The organism is Streptomyces sp. NPDC059851 (assembly GCF_042732005.1).
Classification (GTDB): Bacteria; Actinomycetota; Actinomycetes; order Streptomycetales; family Streptomycetaceae; genus Streptomyces.
The window spans coordinates 23,564-42,492 of record NZ_JBHWJJ010000061.1 but is presented as its reverse complement, the minus strand read 5'-3'; the positions used below and the strand labels follow the sequence as shown (position 1 = coordinate 42,492).

Annotated in this window: 10 protein-coding genes and 1 pseudogene; 6 read left to right on the top strand and 5 right to left on the bottom strand. The window is 72.2% G+C overall.

Going from position 1 to position 18,929, the window contains the following annotated elements; all coding sequences use genetic code 11:
- The 3 genes from ACFV7Q_RS21350 to ACFV7Q_RS21340 form a co-directional block, all read left to right on the top strand.
- Nucleotides 1–9,465 (top strand): amino acid adenylation domain-containing protein (locus tag ACFV7Q_RS21350; RefSeq protein WP_385430546.1); only part of this gene is annotated, 9,465 nt, incomplete at its 5' end.
- A gap of 131 nt (nucleotides 9,466–9,596) precedes the next feature.
- The gene (locus ACFV7Q_RS21345; RefSeq protein ID WP_385430545.1) at nucleotides 9,597–11,171 is read left to right on the top strand and encodes a tryptophan halogenase family protein; all 1,575 of its coding nucleotides are present in this window, start codon (nucleotides 9,597–9,599) and stop codon (nucleotides 11,169–11,171) included.
- A 51-nt stretch (nucleotides 11,172–11,222) separates the two neighbouring features.
- On the top strand, nucleotides 11,223–11,753 hold the full coding sequence (locus ACFV7Q_RS21340; RefSeq protein ID WP_385430543.1) for a flavin reductase family protein: 531 nt from the start codon (nucleotides 11,223–11,225) through the stop codon (nucleotides 11,751–11,753).
- 464 nt (nucleotides 11,754–12,217) lie between these two features.
- Here the strand turns inward: ACFV7Q_RS21340 and ACFV7Q_RS21335 are convergent, their stop codons facing one another.
- The 4 genes and pseudogenes from ACFV7Q_RS21335 to ACFV7Q_RS21320 form a co-directional block, all read right to left on the bottom strand.
- Nucleotides 12,218–12,868 carry a hypothetical protein gene (locus ACFV7Q_RS21335; protein ID WP_385430541.1) on the bottom strand — a complete coding sequence of 217 codons (651 nt, stop codon included), beginning with the start codon at nucleotides 12,866–12,868 and terminating at the stop codon, nucleotides 12,218–12,220.
- A gap of 8 nt (nucleotides 12,869–12,876) precedes the next feature.
- A complete protein-coding gene (locus tag ACFV7Q_RS21330) occupies nucleotides 12,877–13,320 on the bottom strand; it encodes a hypothetical protein (RefSeq protein WP_385430539.1) in 444 nt (147 codons plus the stop codon).
- A gap of 114 nt (nucleotides 13,321–13,434) precedes the next feature.
- Nucleotides 13,435–13,857, bottom strand: a pseudogene (locus tag ACFV7Q_RS21325) (winged helix-turn-helix domain-containing protein); the annotation flags it as partial.
- 190 nt (nucleotides 13,858–14,047) lie between these two features.
- Nucleotides 14,048–14,638 carry a TetR/AcrR family transcriptional regulator gene (locus tag ACFV7Q_RS21320; RefSeq protein ID WP_385430537.1) on the bottom strand — a complete coding sequence of 197 codons (591 nt, stop codon included), beginning with the start codon at nucleotides 14,636–14,638 and terminating at the stop codon, nucleotides 14,048–14,050.
- A gap of 156 nt (nucleotides 14,639–14,794) precedes the next feature.
- On the opposite strand from ACFV7Q_RS21320, the gene ACFV7Q_RS21315 reads away from it, so the two are divergent.
- Entirely contained in the window at nucleotides 14,795–15,754 is a 960-nt protein-coding gene (locus tag ACFV7Q_RS21315; protein WP_385430535.1) for an alpha/beta hydrolase family protein, read from the top strand.
- 351 nt (nucleotides 15,755–16,105) lie between these two features.
- Here the strand turns inward: ACFV7Q_RS21315 and ACFV7Q_RS21310 are convergent, their stop codons facing one another.
- Entirely contained in the window at nucleotides 16,106–17,047 is a 942-nt protein-coding gene (locus ACFV7Q_RS21310; protein ID WP_385430533.1) for a LysR family transcriptional regulator, read from the bottom strand.
- A gap of 114 nt (nucleotides 17,048–17,161) precedes the next feature.
- Between ACFV7Q_RS21310 and ACFV7Q_RS21305 the strand changes: the two genes are divergently transcribed.
- Both ACFV7Q_RS21305 and ACFV7Q_RS21300 read left to right on the top strand, forming a co-directional pair.
- On the top strand, nucleotides 17,162–17,974 hold the full coding sequence (locus ACFV7Q_RS21305) for an inositol monophosphatase family protein (RefSeq protein WP_385430531.1): 813 nt from the start codon (nucleotides 17,162–17,164) through the stop codon (nucleotides 17,972–17,974).
- Entirely contained in the window at nucleotides 17,971–18,672 is a 702-nt protein-coding gene (locus ACFV7Q_RS21300; RefSeq protein WP_385430551.1) for an NADPH-dependent F420 reductase, read from the top strand. The genes ACFV7Q_RS21305 and ACFV7Q_RS21300 overlap by 4 nt, the downstream gene beginning before the upstream one ends.
- Nucleotides 18,673–18,929 lie beyond the last annotated feature (257 nt).

Below are 18,929 nucleotides of genomic sequence, written 5' to 3'. Positions count from 1 at the left end.
GCCGTCCTCGCCGAGCGCGGCAGGCACGCGGTCACCGCCTTCCTCGGCATCCTGGCCGCCGGCGCTGCCTACCTGCCGCTGGACACCCGCGCGCCGGCCGGGCGGAACGCCGCCCTGCTGTCCGACGCGCACGCGCACTGGCTGCTGGCCGGCGCCGGCTGCCACGAGGCTGCGGACGGGGCGGCCACGGCCGCGGAGGGCGCGCCCGAAGTGCTGTGGCTCGACTCCGCCGGCGACCCGGCACCCGGTGGGACTGCGGTGCCGCCCGCGGAAGCGTCGGCGCCCGCACCGGGCCGGCTCGCGTACGTCATGTTCACCTCCGGCTCCACCGGCCGCCCCAAGGGCGCCATGGTGCACCACCGGGGGATGAACAACCACCTGCTGGCGAAGGTCGACGACCTGGGGCTGACCCGCGGGGACACGGTGGTGCAGAACGCTCCGCTCACGTTCGACGTGTCGGTGTGGCAGATGGTCGCACCGCTGGTCGTCGGCGGCCGGGTGCTGGCCGTGGCGGACGGCCTCGCGGCCGACGCTCCCGGCCTCTTCGGCCGGGCCGCCCGCGAGGGCGTCACCGTGCTCGAAGTGGTGCCCTCCGTGCTGCGGGCGGCGCTCGACGCCTGGGACGAGGGCGTGCAGTGCCCGGGCCTGCCGGACCTGCGCCTGCTCGTCGTCACCGGCGAGGAGCTGCCGGCCGAACTGTGCCGGCGCTGGTTCGCCCGCTTCGCGGACATTCCCCTGGTCAACGCGTACGGGCCGACCGAGTGCTCCGACGACGTGTCCCACGCCCTGATCACGGCGGACGGTGCGGAGGACGGGCGGACCACGACGCCGATCGGCCGACCGGTCCGCAACACGCTGCTGTACGTGCTCAGTGACGAGCTCCAACCGGTGCCCGCCGGCATCACGGGCGACCTGTACGTCGCCGGCGCCGGCGTCGGCCGGGGCTACCTGGACGACCCCGGCAGGACCGCCGCCTCCTTCGTGCCCGACCCCTTCGCGGCCGACGGCAGCGTCATGTACCGCACCGGGGACCGCGTACGCCACCGACCGGACGGGCAGCTGGAGTTCCTCGGCCGCCGGGACGCGCAGGTGAAGGTCCGCGGCCGGCGCATCGAGCCGGGCGAGATCGAGGCGCAGCTGCGGGCCCTGGAGGGGGTCGCCGACGCGGTGGCCCACGTGGTCACCGCCCCGGGCGGGCAGGGCCGGCTGGTCGGGTACGTCGTGGGCACGGAGGACGTCCGGCCCCTGCAGGAGGCGCTGGCCGCCGTACTGCCCGAGCACATGGTCCCGTCGGTCCTCGTCCCGCTGGCCGCCCTGCCGCTGACGTCCAACGGGAAGGTGGACCGCAAGGCGCTGCCCGTACCGGACTTCGCGGCCGGGAACCGGCGCGCGCCCCGGACCCCGGAGGAGGAGGTCCTGTGCGGGATCTTCGCGGACCTGCTGGAGCTCGAAGCCGTCGGCATCGACGACAACTTCTTCTCGCTCGGCGGCCATTCGCTGCTGGCCACCCGGCTGATGGCCCGGGTGCGCGCGGTGCTCGGCGCCGACCTGGGTGTCGCCGCCCTCTTCTCCGCGCCGACCGTCGCGGGCCTGGCCCGACAGCTCCCGGCCGCGGCGCCGGCCGCCCGCGGCCCGGTCCGCGCGGACCGGCCGCAGGTGGTCCCGCTGTCCCACGCCCAGCGCGGGCTGTGGTTCATCAACCGGCTGGATCCTGCCGACGGCACCTACAACATCCCCTTGGTGGTGCGCCTCTCCGGCGAGGTGGACACCGGTGCGCTGGCCGAGGCCCTCGCCTCCGTGGCGGCCCGCCACGAGAGCCTGCGCACCGTCTTCCCCGAGCAGGACGGCGTGCCCCGGCAGGTCGTCCTCGATCCCGCCGGGGCCCGTCCCGCGCTGCCGGTGGTGGACACGGCAGGCCGGGACCCGGACGCGCTGGTCGCCGAGGAGGTCGGCCGGGGCTTCGACGTGACGTGCGAACCGCCGCTGCGGGCCCGGCTGCTGGTGCTCGGTCCGCAGGAGCACGTGCTGGTCGTCGTCACGCACCACATCGCGAGCGACGGGTGGTCCACGGCTCCGCTCGCCCGCGACCTGTCGGCCGCCTACGCGGCCGCCCTCGACGGCCGGGAGCCCGCCTGGGAGCCGCTGCTCGTCCAATACCCCGACCACACCCTCTGGCACAACGGCCTGCTGGGCGACGAGAGCGACCCGGACAGCGCGGTGTCCCGACAGCTCGCCTACTGGACGGAGGCGCTGGCGAACCTCCCGGAGGAGATCGCCCTGCCCGCGGACCGGCCCCGTCCGGCGGTGCCCAGCGGGCGCGGCGGGCTGGTGCCGTTCGCGCTGACGGCCGAGGCGCACGCGGCGGTGCTGCGCCTGGCCCGTGCGCGCGGCGTCACGGTGTTCATGGTGCTGCACGCCGCGCTGACGGCACTGCTGACCAGGCTGGGCGCCGGCACGGACATCCCCGTCGGCGGATCGGTGAGCGGCCGCTCCGAAGAGGCCCTCGACGACCTGGTCGGCTTCTTCGTCAACTCGGTGGTCCTGCGGGTGGACAGCGGGGGCGATCCGTCCTTCGACGAGCTGCTGGAGCGCACCCGTGAGGCGGACATCGCCGCCTTCGGCCACCAGGACCTGCCGTTCGAGCGGCTGGTGGAGGCGCTGAACCCGCGGCGATCGCTCAGCCGTCACCCCCTCTTCCAGGTCAAGCTCGTCCTGCAGAACCTGGCCCGGCCGCAGGTGGAGTTCCCCGGCCTGCACGCCCGGATCGAGCAGTTCGATCCAGAAATGGCCAAGTTCGACCTGTTGTTCAGCGCGGCGGAGCGGTTCGACGGGCAGGGCGCGCCCCTCGGCATCGAGGCGGCCGCCGGCTACTCGGCCGACCGGTTCGACCGGTCCACCGTGGAGGCCCTGACCGTCCGGTTCGCCCGTCTGCTGGAGGCCGCGCTGGCCGATCCGGCCCTGCCGATCAGCGGCCTGCCGGTGCTGGACGACCGGGAGCGGCACGAGCTGCTGGCCGTCCGTACCGACACCGCGCACGAGGTTCCGGAGGCCACGCTCCCGCAGCTGTTCGAGGCGCAGGCAGCGCGTACTCCGCACGCGGCGGCGATCGTGTGCGGGGAGCTGGAGCTGACGTACGAACAGCTCAACGCCGGTGCCAACCGACTGGCCCGGCTGCTGGTCGACCGCGGTGCGGCCGCCGGCGCCCTGGTCGCGCTCGCCCTTCCCCGCTCCGCCGAGGCCGTCACCGCCATGCTGGCCGTGGGCAAGGCGGGCGCCGCCTACCTGCCCCTGGACCCCGGACATCCCGGAGACCGCCTCGCCGTCCTGCTGGAGGACTCGCGGCCGGCCCTGCTGCTGGCGACGGAGGATGTCCTCGCTTCCGCCCCCCGACTGGCGCTGGGCCCGTGGGAGGTCTTGGCAGTGGACCGGGCGGAGGTGGCGGCCGCGCTCGCTCAGCACTCCGGCAGCGACCTCGGTGAGGGCGACCGGCCCGCGCCGCCGAACCCGTCGGACGCCGCATACGTCGTCTACACCTCGGGTTCGACCGGCACCCCGAAGGGCGTCCTCGTAGAGCAGCGCTCCGTCGCGGCGTACGCGGCACGGGCCGCCGACCGGTACGCGGGCCTGGCGGGCCGCACCCTGCTGCACTCGCCGCTCTCCTTCGACCTCGGGCTCACCACCCTGTACGGCACCCTCCTGGCCGGCGGCTGCCTGTACATCGCCGACCTGGACGAACGGCTCGCGGTGCCGGGCGGTCTGACGTTCCTCAAGGCGACCCCCAGCCACCTGACGATCCTCGACTCCCTGCCCGACGCCTGCTCGCCGACCGTCGAGCTGATGACCGGCGGCGAGGCGTTGCACGGCGAGCAGCTCGCCGCGTGGCGGGAGCGGCACCCCGGCGTCGAGGTGGTCAACCACTACGGCCCGACCGAGACCACCATCGGCGTCCTCGACCACCGCTTCCCGGCGGGCAGTCCGCTGCCCGCGGGGCCGGTCCCGCTGGGCCGGCCGATGTGGAACACCCGCGCCTACGTGCTGGACGCCGCACTGCAGCCGGTACCGGACGGCGTGGTGGGCGAGCTGTACATCGCGGGCACCGGCCTGGCCCGGGGCTACCTGGGCCGGCCCGCCGCGACGGCGGAGCGGTTCGTACCCGACCCGTACGGTCCGGCCGGCACGCGGATGTACCGCACCGGGGACCGCGCCCGGTGGAACGCCGACGGAACGCTGGAGTACGCCGGCCGCACCGACCACCAGGTCAAGCTCCGCGGCTTCCGCATCGAGCTCGGCGAGGTCGAGTCGGCGCTGCTGTCCGCCCGCGGCGTGCGGCAGGCGCTCGCCGTGGTGCGCGAGGACCAGCCGGGCGACGAGCGGCTGGTGGCGTACGCCGTCCCCGGCGACGGCGAGCAGGTGACGTCCCGCCACCTGCGCACGCAGCTCGCGGAGCTCCTCCCCGAGTACATGGTGCCGTCCGCGGTCGTCGTCCTGGACCGGCTGCCGCTGACCGCCAACGGCAAGGTCGACAGGGCGGCACTGCCCGCTCCCGGGTCCGACGCCTCCGCGGGGGGCCGTTCGCCGCGCACCCCGGAGGAGGAGATCCTCTGCGGGCTCTTCGCCGACGTGCTCGGCACGGAACGGGTGGGGATCGACGACGACTTCTTCGCCCTGGGCGGCCACTCGCTGCTCGCCATGCGGCTCCTGAGCCGCATCGCCTCCACCCTCGGCGTGCGGGTGGGCGTCAAGGCGATCTTCGACTCCCCCACCGTCGCAGGGCTCGCCGGCCGCCTCGCCAGCCCGGACGAGGCCCGTCCGCGGTTGGTCCCGGCGGACCGGGGCGACCGCGTCCCGCTGTCGTTCGCCCAGCGCCGCCTGTGGTTCCTGGGCCGACTGGAGGGCCCCAGCGCCACCTACAACGTCCCGCTCGTCCTGCGCATCACGGGCGAGATCGACCGCGACGCACTGCGGGCCGCCCTGCGCGACGTCGCCGGCCGGCACGAGAGCCTGCGGACGGTCTTCCCCGAGCAGGACGGCACGCCCTTCCAGCACGTCCTCGACCCCGTCGCGGGCGCGCCGGTCCTGGAGGAGTCCGACGTGTCCCCCGGGCAGCTGCCGGAAGCGATGCACGAGACCGTCGTGCGCGGCTTCGACCTCGTCACCGAGGCGCCGCTGCGCGCGCGGCTGCTGACCTGCGGCGGCAGTGCGGTGCTCGTCCTGGTGATGCACCACATCGCCAGTGACGGCTGGTCCCTCACCCCGCTGTTGCGCGACCTGTCGCAGGCGTACGCCGCACGCCGGCGGGGCGGCGCGCCCGCCTGGACGCCGCTGCCGGTGCAGTACGCCGACTACACCCTGTGGCAGCGTGAACTGCTGGGCGACGCGGACGACCGCGACAGCCTGCTGTCCCGGCAGCTCGACTACTGGACGGCCGCGCTGGACGGGCTGCCGGAGGAGCTGGACCTGTCCACCGACCGGCCCCGTCCGGAGGCCGCCAGCTACCGGGGGGCCTGCGTACCCCTGGCGGTCGGCGCCGGGACCCACGCGGGGCTCGTGGCACTGGCCGGGGCGAACGGCGTCAGCGCGTTCATGGTGCTCCAGGCCGGCCTCGCCGCCCTGCTGACCCGCCTGGGGGCGGGCACCGACATACCGCTGGGCACCCCGGTGGCGGGCCGTACCGACGACGCCCTCGACGAACTGGTCGGCTTCTTCGTCAACACTCTGGTGCTGCGCACCGACACCGCCGGAAATCCGACGTTCCGGGAGTTGCTCGCGCGGGTCCGCGAGACTGACCTGGCCGCCTACACGCACCAGGACCTGCCGTTCGAACGGCTCGTGGAAGAACTGAACCCGGCGCGGTCGCTGGCCCGGCACCCGCTGTTCCAGATCATGCTGATCCTGCACAACACCGGGCGGCCCGAGGCCGAACTGGCCGGACTGGACGTGAGCGTCGAGGGCGCCGAGGCCCCCGTCGCGAAGTTCGACCTGTCCGTCAGCCTCTGGGAGCAGTACGCCGCCGACGGTGCGGCGGACGGCATCCTGGGGCAGATCGAGTACGCGGAGGACCTGTTCGACCGGCCTACGGTCGAGGCCCTCGCGGCGCGGTTCGGGCGGCTCCTGGCGGCGGCGGTCGCGGAACCCGATCTCCCCATCGGCAGCCTGGAGGTGCTCGGCGAGGAAGAGCGGCACGAGCTCCTGGTCGTCCGCAACGACACCGCCCATGACGTGCCCGACGTGTCGCTGCCCGAGCTGTTCCGCGAGCGGGTGGCCCGGTCGCCGAAGGCCCCGGCGCTGGAATGCGGGGCTCTGGAGCTGACCTACGAGGAGCTGGACGCCCGCAGCAACCGGGTGGCGCGGCTGCTGCTCGACCGCGGCGTACGCCCGGAGGACCGGGTGGCCCTGCTGCTCGGCGGGCGCGTCGACAGCGTCGTGGCGACGATCGCCGTCGCCAAGGCCGGCGCGGTCTACGTGCCTCTGGACGGCCGCAGCCCGCAGGCCAGGCTGCGGCACATCCTGGACGGCACCGGCAGCGTGGTCGTGCTGTCCGACCGAACGTCCTGCGGGCTGCTCCCGGAGACCTCGGCCCCTGTCGTCCTCGTCGACGGGCCGGAACTGCGGGCCGACGGCCCCGCGGACCCTCCCGCGGTGGCCGTCCACCCCGACCAGCTCGCCTACATCATGTATACGTCGGGATCCACCGGTGAGCCCAAGGGCGTCGCGGTGACCCACCGCAACGTGGTCGGCCTGGTCAAGGACCGCTGGTGGGCGCTCGAAGCGGGCGACCGGCAGCTGATGCACCAGCCGCCGTCGTTCGACGCCTCCACCTACGAACTGTGGGTGCCGCTGCTGAGCGGGGTGCGGATCGTCGCCCTGGAGGGCGAGTCCACGGACATCGCCGCCCTGGCCGCGACCGTCACCGAACGCCGCGTCACCGTCGGCCCGTTCAGCGAGGGAATCTTCCGGCTGCTCGCCGAGAACCACCCGGCGAGCTTCCGCGACCTGCGCCACGTCACGATCGGCGGCGACACCGTCTCGGCGGCCGCGGTCCGCAGGGTGCGCGAACACAACGCCCGAGCCCGGCTCACCAACAGCTACGGGCCGACCGAGGCGACCCTGGCGATCGTCCACCATGCGATCACCGACGAGGACGTCGAGCGGAATTCCTTCCCCATCGGCCGGCCCATGGACAACACCCGGGTGTACGTCCTCGACGAGGGGATGCGGCCCGTACCCCCGGGTGTCACCGGCGAGCTGTACGTCGCGGGCGACGGCCTGGCCCGCGGCTACGTCGGCCGGCCGGCGCTGACGGCGGAGCGGTTCGTGGCGGACCCCTTCGGCCCCCCGGGCACCCGCATGTACCGCACCGGTGACATGGTGCGCTGGCGCACGGACGGTGTCCTTGAGTTCGCGGGCCGCGCGGACTCCCAGGTCAAGGTCCGCGGCTTCCGCATCGAGCTCGGCGAGGTCGAGTCCGCGCTGGGGTCGTTCAACGGCGTGGCGCAGACCGTCGTCATGGTGCGCGAGGACCGTCCGGGCGACAAGCGCCTCGTCGCCTACGTCGTACCGGCGGCCTACGGCGCCGTCGACCCCGCCGCGCTGCGGGCTCACCTCGCCGCACTCCTGCCGGACTACATGGTGCCCTCGGCCATCGTGTCCCTGGAGGCCCTGCCGCTGACCCTGACCGGAAAGCTCAACCGTTCGGCGCTGCCCGCGCCCGACTACTCCGGCGGCGGCGGCCGCGGCCCGCGCAACGAGCAGGAGCAGCTGCTGTGCACGCTGTTCGCGGAACTGCTCGGAGTGCCCGAGGTCACGGTGGACGACAACTTCTTCGCGATGGGCGGCGACAGCATCGTCTCCATCCAGCTGGTGAGCCGGGCCCGGCAGGCCGGCCTCGTGCTCACCCCGCGGGACGTCTTCCAGTACCAGACCGTGGCCGGCCTCGCGCTGGTCGCCGCCGCACCGGACGGCCGGCGGGCGGAGCCCGACCAGGGCACGGGCACGGTGCCGCAAACCCCGATCATGGGGTGGCTGCGGGAGCTGGGGGGCCCGATCGACGGGTTCAACCAGGCGGTGCTGCTGCGGGTGCCCGCGGGCCTGGGCCGGGACTCCCTGGTCGCGGCCGTGCAGGCCCTGCTGGACCGGCACGACCTGCTGCGCGCGCGGCTCGACCGGTCCGGCCCGGACGGCTGGACCCTTGAGGTCCCGCCCGCCGGGACGGTGGACGCGGCGACCTGCGTCCGCCGGGTCGACGTGTCCGCGCTCGCGGAGGCCGCGCTGGAGCCCGTCCTCGCCGAGCACGCCGAGGCGGCCCGCCGGGAGCTCGCCCCCGACGACGGCGCCGTGATCCGCGCGGTCTGGTTCGACGCGGGCGGCGACCGTCCCGGCCGGCTGCTGCTGATGCTGCACCACCTGGTCGTCGACGGCGTGTCGTGGCGGATCCTCGCCCCGGACCTGATGTCGGCCTGGCTCGACTCCGCGGCCGGCCGTGAGATCCTCCTGGAGCCCGCCGGGACCTCCTTCCGCACCTGGGCGCGGGGGCTCGCAGAACGGGCCGGCACCGAAGCCGTCGAAGCCGAACTGCCCCTCTGGCAGCGGATGGCATCGGGGCCGGACCCCGTCCTCGCCGAACGGCCGCTGGACGCCGCCCGGGACACCAAGGCGACCGCCCGCCACCACACGGCCGTACTGCCAGCCGGCCTCACCGAACCGCTCCTCGGCACGGTGCCCGCCGCCGTGGACGCCCGCGTGGACGAGGTGCTGCTCACCGGTTTCGCGCTGGCCCTCGCCGAGTGGCGGCGGCGGCGCGGACGCGGCGGCGGCAGCCAGGTCCTGCTCAGCCTGGAAGGACACGGGCGGGACGAGACCGGCACGGCAGAACTGTCGCGCACGGTCGGCTGGTTCACCTCGGCCCACCCGATCCGGCTGGATCCCGGCGCCAAGTGGCACGAGGTCCGGGACGGCGGGCCCGCCACGGGCACCGCGCTGAACCGGGTCCGGGAGCAGCTCCGCGCCCTGCCCGGCAAGGGCACCGGGTACGGCCTGCTGCGCCACCTCAACCCGCGTACGGCCGCCGCACTCCGCGGTGCCCCAGGCCCGCAGGTCGCGTTCAACTACCTGGGGCGGGTACGGACCGACCAGGCCGGGCCGGCCGACTGGGGGGCGGCACCGGAGCAGGTGCGCATCGCCCCCGCGGACCCCGAGATGCCGTTCGGTCACTCCCTGGAGCTGAACGCGGTCGCCCATGACCGCCCGGGCGGCGCGGAGCTGAGCGTGACCTGGTCCTGGCCGGACGGACTCTTCGAGGAGCAGGAGATCCGGTCGCTGACCGACCTGTGGTTCGAGGCACTGGAGATGCTGGCGGCCTACTCCCCCGCCCCCACGGACACCCGCGGTCTGATGCCGTCCGACCTCCTCCTGGTGGATCTGCTCCAGGACGACATCGACGAAATCGAGGCCGACTGGGAGGACTGACCCGGCTCCGGGCAGCCCGTCGGCGCCGCTGCGCGCCGCCTCCCCATCGAACCCGTCCGGGCCCGCGGAACCCCGCGGGCCCGGCACCCCTCAACCCGTTTCCTCCCCCAGACTTGCGAGGTCTTGCTGACATGAATACGAAGAAGAACCCCGACAAGGTCGTGATCGTCGGCGGCGGCACGGCCGGCTGGATGACCGCCTCGTACCTGAAGAAGGCATTCGGCGACCGCGTGGCCGTGACCCTCGTCGAATCGGGCAGGATCGGCACCATCGGCGTCGGTGAGGCCACCTTCAGCGACATCCGGCACTTCTTCGAGTTCCTCGACCTCAGGGAAGAGGATTGGATGCCGGCCTGCAACGCCACTTACAAGCTCGCCGTCCGCTTCCAGGACTGGCAGCGGCCCGGCCACCACTTCTACCACCCGTTCGAGCAGATGCGCTCGGTCGACGGCTTTCCCCTGACCGACTGGTGGCTGCAGAACGGCCCGACCGACAGGTTCGACCGGGACTGCTTCGTCATGGCGTCCCTGTGCGATGCGGGGCGCAGCCCGCGCTACCTCAACGGCTCCCTCCTGCAGCAGGAGTTCGACGAGCGCGCCGAGGAACCCGCCGGGCTCACCATGTCCGAGCACCAGGGCAAGACGCAGTTCCCGTACGCCTACCACTTCGAGGCGGCCCTGCTCGCCAAGTTCCTCACCGCGTACGCGACGGACCGCGGGGTGGAGCACGTCATCGACGAGGTTCAGGAGGTGAAGCTCGACGAGCGCGGTTGGATCAGCCACGTCGTCACCAAGGAGCACGGGGACATCGGCGGTGACCTGTTCGTCGACTGCACCGGGTTCCGGGGCGTGCTGCTGAACCAGGCGCTCGGTGTGCCCTTCGTCTCCTACCAGGACACCCTGCCCAACGACAGCGCGGTCGCCCTCCAGGTCCCGCTCGACATGAAGACGCGCGGCATCCCGCCGTACACCCAGGCCACCGCTCAGGACGCGGGCTGGATATGGACGATCCCGCTGTTCGGCCGGATCGGCACCGGATACGTGTACGCCAAGGACTACTGCTCTCCCGAGGAGGCCGAGCGCACCCTGCGCGAGTTCGTCGGCCCGGAGGCGGCCGACGTCGAGGCCAACCACATCCGCATGCGGATCGGGCGCAGCGAGGAGTCCTGGAAGAACAACTGCGTCGCCATCGGGCTGTCCAGCGGCTTCGTCGAACCGCTCGAGTCGACCGGCATCTTCTTCATCCACCACGCCATCGAGCAGCTGGTCAAGCACTTCCCGGCCGCGGACTGGCACCCGCAGCTGCGCGCGGGCTACAACTCGGCCGTCGCCAACGTGATGGACGGCGTCCGGGAGTTCCTCGTCCTGCACTACCAGGGCGCGGCACGCAACGACACCCAGTACTGGAAGGACACCAAGACCCGGGCGATCCCGGACGCCCTCGCCGAGCGCATCGAGCGCTGGAAGGTGCAGCTGCCCGACTCGGAGAACGTCTTCCCCTACTACCACGGCCTGCCGCCGTACTCCTACATGGCCATCCTGCTCGGCACCGGCGCGATCGGGCTGCGCCCCTCGCCCGCGCTGGCCCTGGCCGACCCCACGGCGGCGGAGAAGGAGTTCGCAGCCATCCGGGACAGGGCGCGGTTCCTGGTCGACACCCTGCCGAGCCAGTACGAGTACTTCGCCGCGATGCAGAAGCGTGCCTGACCGGTTCTTCGGCCTGCACCCCGCCGCATCCGCCTCGCAGGAGGGACCTTCATGATCGACCCGATCACCGCCCCGGCCCCCGAACCGTCCGTCTCCGAGGGGCTGCGCGGGATGATGCGCGGCTTCCCGACCGGTGTGGCCGTCGTGACCGCGACCGACGCCGCGGGCGCCCCGTGGGGGATGACGTGCTCGTCGGTGTGCAGCGTCACGCTGGAGCCGCCCACCCTGCTGGTGTGCCTGCGGGCCGCCAGCTCCACGCTGGCCGCGGTCCTCGCACGCGGCCGGTTCGCGGTGAACCTGCTCCACGACGGCGGCCGCGCCACCGCCGAGCTGTTCGCGTCCGGCGACCCCGCCCGGTTCGGCAAGGTCGCATGGCACGCGGACAGGGACGCATCCGGCCCCCATCTGTGGCGGGACGCCCACGCCGTGGCGGACTGTACGGTCCGCATGTCGCAGTCGGTGGGTGACCATGTGGCCGTGTTCGGCGAGGTGGTCCGCGTCACCCGGCAGGGGGACTGCCGTCCCCTGCTGTACGGGCTGCGCACCTACAGTCCGTGGCCCGGCGCGGAGACCGTCGGCTGAGACGCGCCGCGGGTGGGCAGTATGAGGGCGGCCGGTGCGGCGCGCGTCGCGTGCCGGGACGTGCGGAGCAGCGCTCCGGTCCCGGCACGCCGGGTCGGGCGGGAACCGGGGGCGGTCGGGACGAGCACGGTGTCGCCTCGGGCATGGGCTGCCGCGGCTGCGCGGAGCTGGTCCGCCGTCACGGCCGCGGACTGTGGGGAGGGCCGGTCTTCGGCCCGTTGCTGGCCGCGCACGGTCTCAATACGTTGACGCAGGTCGGTGTGGGCACGGAGGAAGTCCAAGCTGCCGCCCGCCGTGCGGGCGACGGCCCGGAAGTTGATCCCTCGCCCTCCTTGATCAGCCTTCGGATGCCCACCTCCGCTCGTGGGACGGCCTGCTGGTGCTCGTCCTGGGGGCTGGCAGCTGGGTGGTGTCAGTGTCGTTCCCGAGGAGCGGAAGCTCCGGGGTGCCGGTGGCGGGAGGTGTCAACGGTATCGGCTGGCCACCGTGTGGAAGGACTGCTTCGGCTCCCAGTGCCCGGTTTCCGCGTAGCCGCGCCGCGTCCCGGCGGGAAACGTCTTGGCCAGGGCGAAGCTGGCGATGTCCAGGTCGTGGCGGCGCTGCGGGGAGTGGGGCGAGTCGGGGGCGATGAAGTTGTAGACGAACGCACCGTGCACTCGCTCGGCCGCGTAGAGGTCCAGCAGCTCCCCGATCTCGGCTGCCTGTTCCCGTTCGTTGCGCACATGGCCGTCCTTGACCACCGGAGGCTCCCGCTCCCAGTCCACCGCGTTGAAGCCGCTCCCGCCCTGCTCCTTGGCCCCCGTGAAGGTGCAGCAGCCGAACTCGGTGATGACGACGGGCTTGCCGTGCCGTTGCAGGGCGCCCAGCCTTCTGGCGTAGGTGGCCTTGTTGTCCGCGTTCCGGTACAGGTTGACCCCCACGACGTCGAAGCCGCGCCAGTCGACCTCCTCCCACTCCCCCGAGCTGTACATGACCCGCCCCTTGAACAGCGGCCGTACGGTCTTCAGTGCCCGGTTCAAAAAGGCGTTCAGCCGCTCCTGGTAGCCGGCCGACTCGGGGCGCCCCAGCGCCTGGCCGCGCTCGTTGTAGTCCTTGCCCGGCACCAGCCCGGACATGAAGATGGTCAGCTCGGTCCGACCGCGATGCCCACGCCGGGATGTCGGGTGCGCAGCCGCTCGGCAGCGCGCGCCACCGAGCCGAGGAAGGCGAGGGTCTGCTCCGAGTCCTTGTCGAACTGGCGCGGTTCGAACCAGACGAACAGGCCGTACTCGGCCGCGATCGATGCGGCCCCCGTCAGCCGATCAAGGTCGTGGCCCAGCAGTAGGACCGCGTTGCAGTGCAACTGCTCCCTGATGGCCGCGATCTCCCGGCGCACGTACTCCGTCCGCCAGACCTCACGGTCCGTATCGAAGTTGACGCCCTTGTAGGTGAGCGGTCCAGCGGTCCGGAGCGACGCCGCGGCGTCGGTGGGCATCGGGAGGGCTCCCGCGTTGCCGGCGACGCAGACGGTGGACAGGGCCGCGGTGCCAGCAAGCAGGGTCCGGCGGGCGATCGGTGCTGAAGTCATACCGGCAAGCCTGTACGGAGTGCGGTCGGCGGTGCATCGGCCGAAGGGCTTCGTACCCCTCGACCAAAGTCGTACCGGGACGCCTTCCTCGTGGAGCGCACCGGCGGGACGTGATGCGGCGGCCCCAGGTCCGTCCCCGGGGCGGCCTGCGGGTGGAGCCCGCTTCGTCCTCGAAACAGACGTAGCCCTGGCAGGCCGCCCGGACCCTTCTACCTCCGCCCAGGTCGCCTCCTTCCACACGCTCACGGCCTGCTCGTCACGCTCGGCGACCCGCCGCGCGGGCACCTGCGGGCTGAACCCAAGCCGGTGCATCAAGCGGGTGGCACCCGAGACGCTGTGGGAGACGTGGAACTTCCGGCCGATCAGCGTGGCCACCAGGGCGGCGGTCCACACCTGGTCCTCCACCCGGCCGTGCGCGGCCGGTCCCTCCTCCAAAACCCCGCCAGCTTCTCCAGGCAGTACTGCGACAGCCGACACAGCCCCGCCGTCCCGCCAGAGCAGGTGCCATTGGTAGGCCGACTTGCGGCTCACCCGCAGACGCTGAGCGACCTCCGACGGCTTGACCTTCTACTCGAACAGCTCAGCCGCCTGCATGCGTACCGATTCACGGCGCTGACGCCCCGCGGCGGTCAACCCGCCCCCATCCGCATACCTCACACACCACGGATACAGCCACCGCGCCGGGCCCAGCACGGACTTCACGAAGATTCACCCCGACGAGCCGAAGTCAGCATGAGAGCCGCAACCCCTGAAGGAGCAGTTCGATCAGCCTTCGAGGGTCGTAGTGGGGGTCGCTGTCGCGTCCGATGCAGAGGTTGCCGATGCCGCGCATGAGTTCGTAGGGCTGGCTGCCGGGCCTGATCTCGCCGGCGGTGACGGCCGCGTCGAGCAGCTGGGCGCAGACGGGCATCAGCCGGTCGAGGAATTGGGTGTGCAGCGTGGCGAAGCGGTCGCTGTCGGACTGGAGGGCGTCGGCCAGTCCGTGCTTGGTGACCAGGAAGTCCGTGAAGAGGTCGACCCACTGGCGCAGCGCGTCGAACGGGGAGGTGGCATCGGCCAGCAGCTTCGGGCCGGCTTCGGCGCAGGCCTCGATCTGATGGTGATAGACGGCGGTGACCAGGTCCGCCCGTGTGGGGAAGTGGCGGTAGAGCGTCCCCAGCCCGACACCCGCCCGGGCGGCGATCTGGCGGATCGGTGCGTCGATCCCCGAGGTCACGAACACTTCCGCGGCGGCGTCGAGCAGCGTCTGCTGGTTGCGTACCGCGTCTGCTCGCTTGCTGCGGGCGGACGCTCCTTTGGCCGGGCCTGCTGTGGGCACCACGCTCTCCTTCCTGCGACCGTTGACGAAGCGGATCAGCGTTCCGTATCTTAAGTGGAACAACGATCCGCTTTCAGATTAGCTGACTGCGGCCACTCCGCCGTACCCGCCACCGTCCACAGACGGCGGCGCGGGTCATCGAAGGGCATGCCCCTCATGAGTGAACTTGCTTACACAGCCGACACCCTCCACTCGCCCACCCCTGTCCTTTCGGTCAGCCCGGTGGTGCTTCCGGCCCCCGGCCGCGCCGTGGACCTCCAGGTGCGCATCTCCGCGCCGGTGACCGGGAGCGACCTGCCGCTCATTCTCCTCTCGCACGGTCTCGGCTTCTCCAACAACCTCTCCTCGCTGAACGGCTACGCCCCGCTCGCGAACTTCTGGGCCGCACGCGGCTTCGTCGTGATCCAGCCCACCCACCTGGACTCCAGGACGCTGAGCCTGGAGCCCGATACCCCCGGGGCCGTCGCACACTGGCGCACCCGAGCCGAGGACATGACGCGCGTCCTCGACCAGCTCGACGTGATTGAGGAGGCCGTCCCGCAGCTCGCCGGCCGCCTCGACCGGCACCGGGTCGCCGTCGCCGGGCACTCCATGGGCGGGCACACCGCGAGCCTGCTGCTCGGCGCCCGGCTCACCGATCCCCACGACGGAACGACGGTGAACCTGGCCGATCCCCGGATCAAGGCGGGCGTCCTGCTCGCCGCGCCCGGCCGGGGCGGCGACGCCCTCACCGAGTTCACCGTCGAGAACTACTCCTTCTTCCTGACCACCGACTTCTCCACGATGACGACTCCCGCGCTCGTGGTCGCCGGAGACAAGGACGACTCCGCCTTCCTGACGGTCAGCGGCCCGGACTGGCACGCCGACCCCTACGTTCTCTCCCCGGGCCCCAAGTCCCTGCTCACCCTGTTCGACGCGGAGCACGGGCTCGGAGGGGTCTCGGGATACGACGTCGCCGAAACCACGGACGAGAACCCCGAGCGGGTCGCCGCCCTCGCCACGCTCGCTTGGGCTTACCTGCGCAGCGAGCTCTACCCCGGGGACTCCGCCTGGCAGGTAGCCCGCGACGCGTTGACGTCCGGCCCCAACCCGGTCGGACGGATCGAATCCAAGTAGGTCCGTGCAGGCCGGCTCCACGGGATGCCCCCCGTCTGCTGGTCCCCCGTGAGCTCTTGGACGGCCTGTTGGCTTGGTACGCGAGTAGCGGTTCCGGCCCAACTTCTGTGGTGTCGGATGTCGGATCCTGTGGGCCGACGTCCGACTCGGGGCAAGCCACAGGCCTGGAGATTCCCTCACTCTCTCGTCGCGATGCACCGAGCGGCTGCGCCGCACCACAGAAGTTGGGCCGGACCCCGAGTGGCGACGTCGTTTTGACATGGCATTGGGCGTCGCACGCTCGGGCGAAAAGACGGTGCTCCTGAGTACGGGAGTCAGCTGCCGCGGGCCTTTCCCGGGGCGTATCCGTCACTACCCGGTCCGGTTGGTGAGGGGCTGTTGAGAGGCGGTCGGTGGTGCGAATAGTGCCTGGACGGTTCCGGTGGCCAGGTCTCGCAGCCAGGTGTGGGCGCGGTCGTCGTCGTAGCGCTGGTGCCACAGCAGGTACAGGGGGACGTCGGGCAACTGGAGTGGCGGCGGCAGCGTGACCAGGCCGAGTTGTTCCCGGGCCGTGCGGGTGACCGCGTCTGGAAGGGTGACGACCAGGTCGGTGCCGAGCGCGACTTGCAGAGCGAAGGCGGCGGTGGGCCCGACGGCGACGACGCGTCGTTCGAGGCCGCGCGTGGTCAAGGCGTCATCGATCGGGTCGCGCAGGCTTCCGCGCCGCGAGACGGTGAGATGTTCGACTGCCGCGTAACGCTCGAGACTCAGCGGGCCTTCGGTGAGCGGGTGGCCTGGGCGGACGGCAACGACCAGTCGGTCCCTGCCGACGAGGCGGTGGCGGATGTCGGGGAGCGTCGGAGCGCTGGAGCTCGATTCGAGGTCGACCTCACCCCGCCGCAGCTCGGGGGTGTCCGTGCCGGGTTCGGCAGGCAGGCGCAGCTGGACGCCGGGGGCCTGGCGGTGGACGGCGGAGACCAGGGCGGTGCCGCAAGCGGCGGTCAGGGCGTCGTGCCAGCGCACGGTGAAGACCCGCTCCAGAGCCGCCAGGTCGAGTTCCTGCTGCGCGGACAGAAGTTGGTGGGCCTGCTGGACGAGGGCGTGGACCTGGGCGCGCATGGCCAATGCGCGGGGGGTGGGGACCATGGTGCGGCCGGTGCGGACCAGGATCTGGTCGCCCGTGGCCTTGCGGATGCGGCCCAGGGAGCGGCTCATCGCCGGTGCGGTGACGTGGAGGCGTGCTGCGGCTCCGGCGACACTGCCCTCTTCCAGCAGAGCGTCCAGTGCGGTGAGCAAGTTCAAATCCAGTTGCATGAGAGTAACTCTACGAGTGAAAAGCATGCACTTGTTGTTAACCGTTTGGGGGCCTAACTTCGAAGTGCGGGCGCGGACAACGCCCCGCGTCGACCGAACCCAGAGGAGCCAGCCATGAGCACAGCCATGCCTTTCGACGCCGACGCGACGCTCCTGTCCGACGTGACCGCCGCGGTGAAGGCCGCCGGCGTCACGCTGCGCGACCGCTACACCTCGCACGCCCGAGGCGTGACTTTGGACGAGGTTGTCGAGGAGATCCACGCCAACGACTCCGCGGTGCTGGCCGTGCTGCGGGAACCGCTGCTGCGGGCCCGGCGAGGGTCGCAGTGGGCCGAGGACGAGCTGGCCGGCGGCGCGCTCCCGCCCGGGGAGTGGTGGGTCGTCGACCCCGCCGAGGGCAACATCAACCACGTCCACGGCATGGAGGACTGGGCCGTCACCGCCACCCTGGTCCGCGACAATCGGCCGGTACTCACCGTCGTCCACCTGCCGCTGACCGGCGACACCTACACCGCCGTCGCCGGCGGCGGTGCCCGCCTCAACGACCGACCCCTGAAGGTGTCCGCCAAGACCGACCTGGGCGCCGCGCTCATCGGCACCGGCCAGGCCAAGCCCGGCGAAGACGAGCGCACCTTCCGGCGGATCGGTGACTCCGTCACCGCCATGCTCATCAACGGCCTGGTCGTGCGTGTGTCCGTTCCCGCCACGATGCAGCTCATCCACGTCGCCGCCGGACGCATGGACGCGTTCTGGCAGTTCTCCGACGTCCGCTCCGGCCTGGTCGCCGGCGCCCTGCTGGTCTCCGAGGCCGGAGGCACCGTCACCGACCTGGCGGGCGATCCCTGGAACTCCGGCAGCCGCGACTTCCTGGCCGCCGCCCCCGGCATCCACGCCACCGCCCTCAAGGTCCTCTCGCCGATCGCCTGACCGAAGGTCTCCGCTCTTCCCCACCCCGATACCGCAAGGAGCATCACCGCATGACCAACATCGGCATCCTGGGCGCCGGCCGCGTCGGCACCAACCTCGCCCGCAAGCTCTCCGAGGCCGGACACCACGTCATCCTCGGCCGCCGGAGCCCGACGGAAGAGACCACAGCGGCTGCGGAAGGCACAGGCCCTCGCGTCTCCTTCGCCGACCAGCGCACCACCGCCCGCACCGCCGACATCGTGATCAACGCGACGCCCGGCGACAGCGCCCTTGACCGCCTGGCCAGCCTGCGAACCGAACTCGCCGGCAAGATCCTGATCGACGTCTCCAACGCCACCCGCGACGCCGGTGACGGCCTGCCCGGCGACCTCTGCTATCCCGGCAGCAGCCTCGCCGAACAGCTCCAGGCCGCCCTTCCCGACACCCATGTGGTCAAGACCCTCAACACCATGCTGTTCATGGTCATGACCGCTCCCGAAACCCTGGCCACCTCACCGACCGTCTACGTCTCGGGCAACAACGAACACGCGAAGACGACCGTCGCCGGGCTGCTCGGCGACCTGGGCTGGCAGCCCGCATGGATCGAAAACCTCGGCGACATCACCACAGCCCGCGCAACCGAGGCCATGATCTTGGTCGTACCCCACATCCTGCGCCGACAGGGCTTTGAGCCCTTCGCCGTCTCCCTCGCCCGCTGACCCACCAAGACCGGGTTCAGACCAAAACCAGGTAGCGGGCTCGTGCAAGGCAGCTGGGCGCTGGCACGGACGGCGCCCGCTGGGGCTGCAAGTGACGCCCTCATCACGAACGGGCAGCGCGAGATCGCCCGCTCAAGGTGCCCGCTGCCGCCCAACCGATCTGGGACGACATCGCACGCGGCTTCACCCCGCGTGTGGCGGACAGCGCCTACCGTCGGACGGCGCCGTTGTGCGTCACGACTACGTCAAAGACCTAT

Bases quoted from the DNA above. Each gene is read 5' to 3' on its own strand.
- ACFV7Q_RS21310 (WP_385430533.1), bottom strand. From the start codon at position 17,047: ATGCAACTGGATTTGAACTTGCTCACCGCACTGGACGCTCTGCTGGAA.
- ACFV7Q_RS21315 (WP_385430535.1), top strand. From the start codon at position 14,795: ATGAGTGAACTTGCTTACACAGCCGACACCCTCCACTCGCCCACCCCT.
- ACFV7Q_RS21305 (WP_385430531.1), top strand. From the start codon at position 17,162: ATGAGCACAGCCATGCCTTTCGACGCCGACGCGACGCTCCTGTCCGAC.
- ACFV7Q_RS21330 (WP_385430539.1), bottom strand. From the start codon at position 13,320: ATGACTTCAGCACCGATCGCCCGCCGGACCCTGCTTGCTGGCACCGCG.
- ACFV7Q_RS21345 (WP_385430545.1), top strand. From the start codon at position 9,597: ATGAATACGAAGAAGAACCCCGACAAGGTCGTGATCGTCGGCGGCGGC.
- ACFV7Q_RS21335 (WP_385430541.1), bottom strand. From the start codon at position 12,868: ATGTCCGGGCTGGTGCCGGGCAAGGACTACAACGAGCGCGGCCAGGCG.
- ACFV7Q_RS21340 (WP_385430543.1), top strand. From the start codon at position 11,223: ATGATCGACCCGATCACCGCCCCGGCCCCCGAACCGTCCGTCTCCGAG.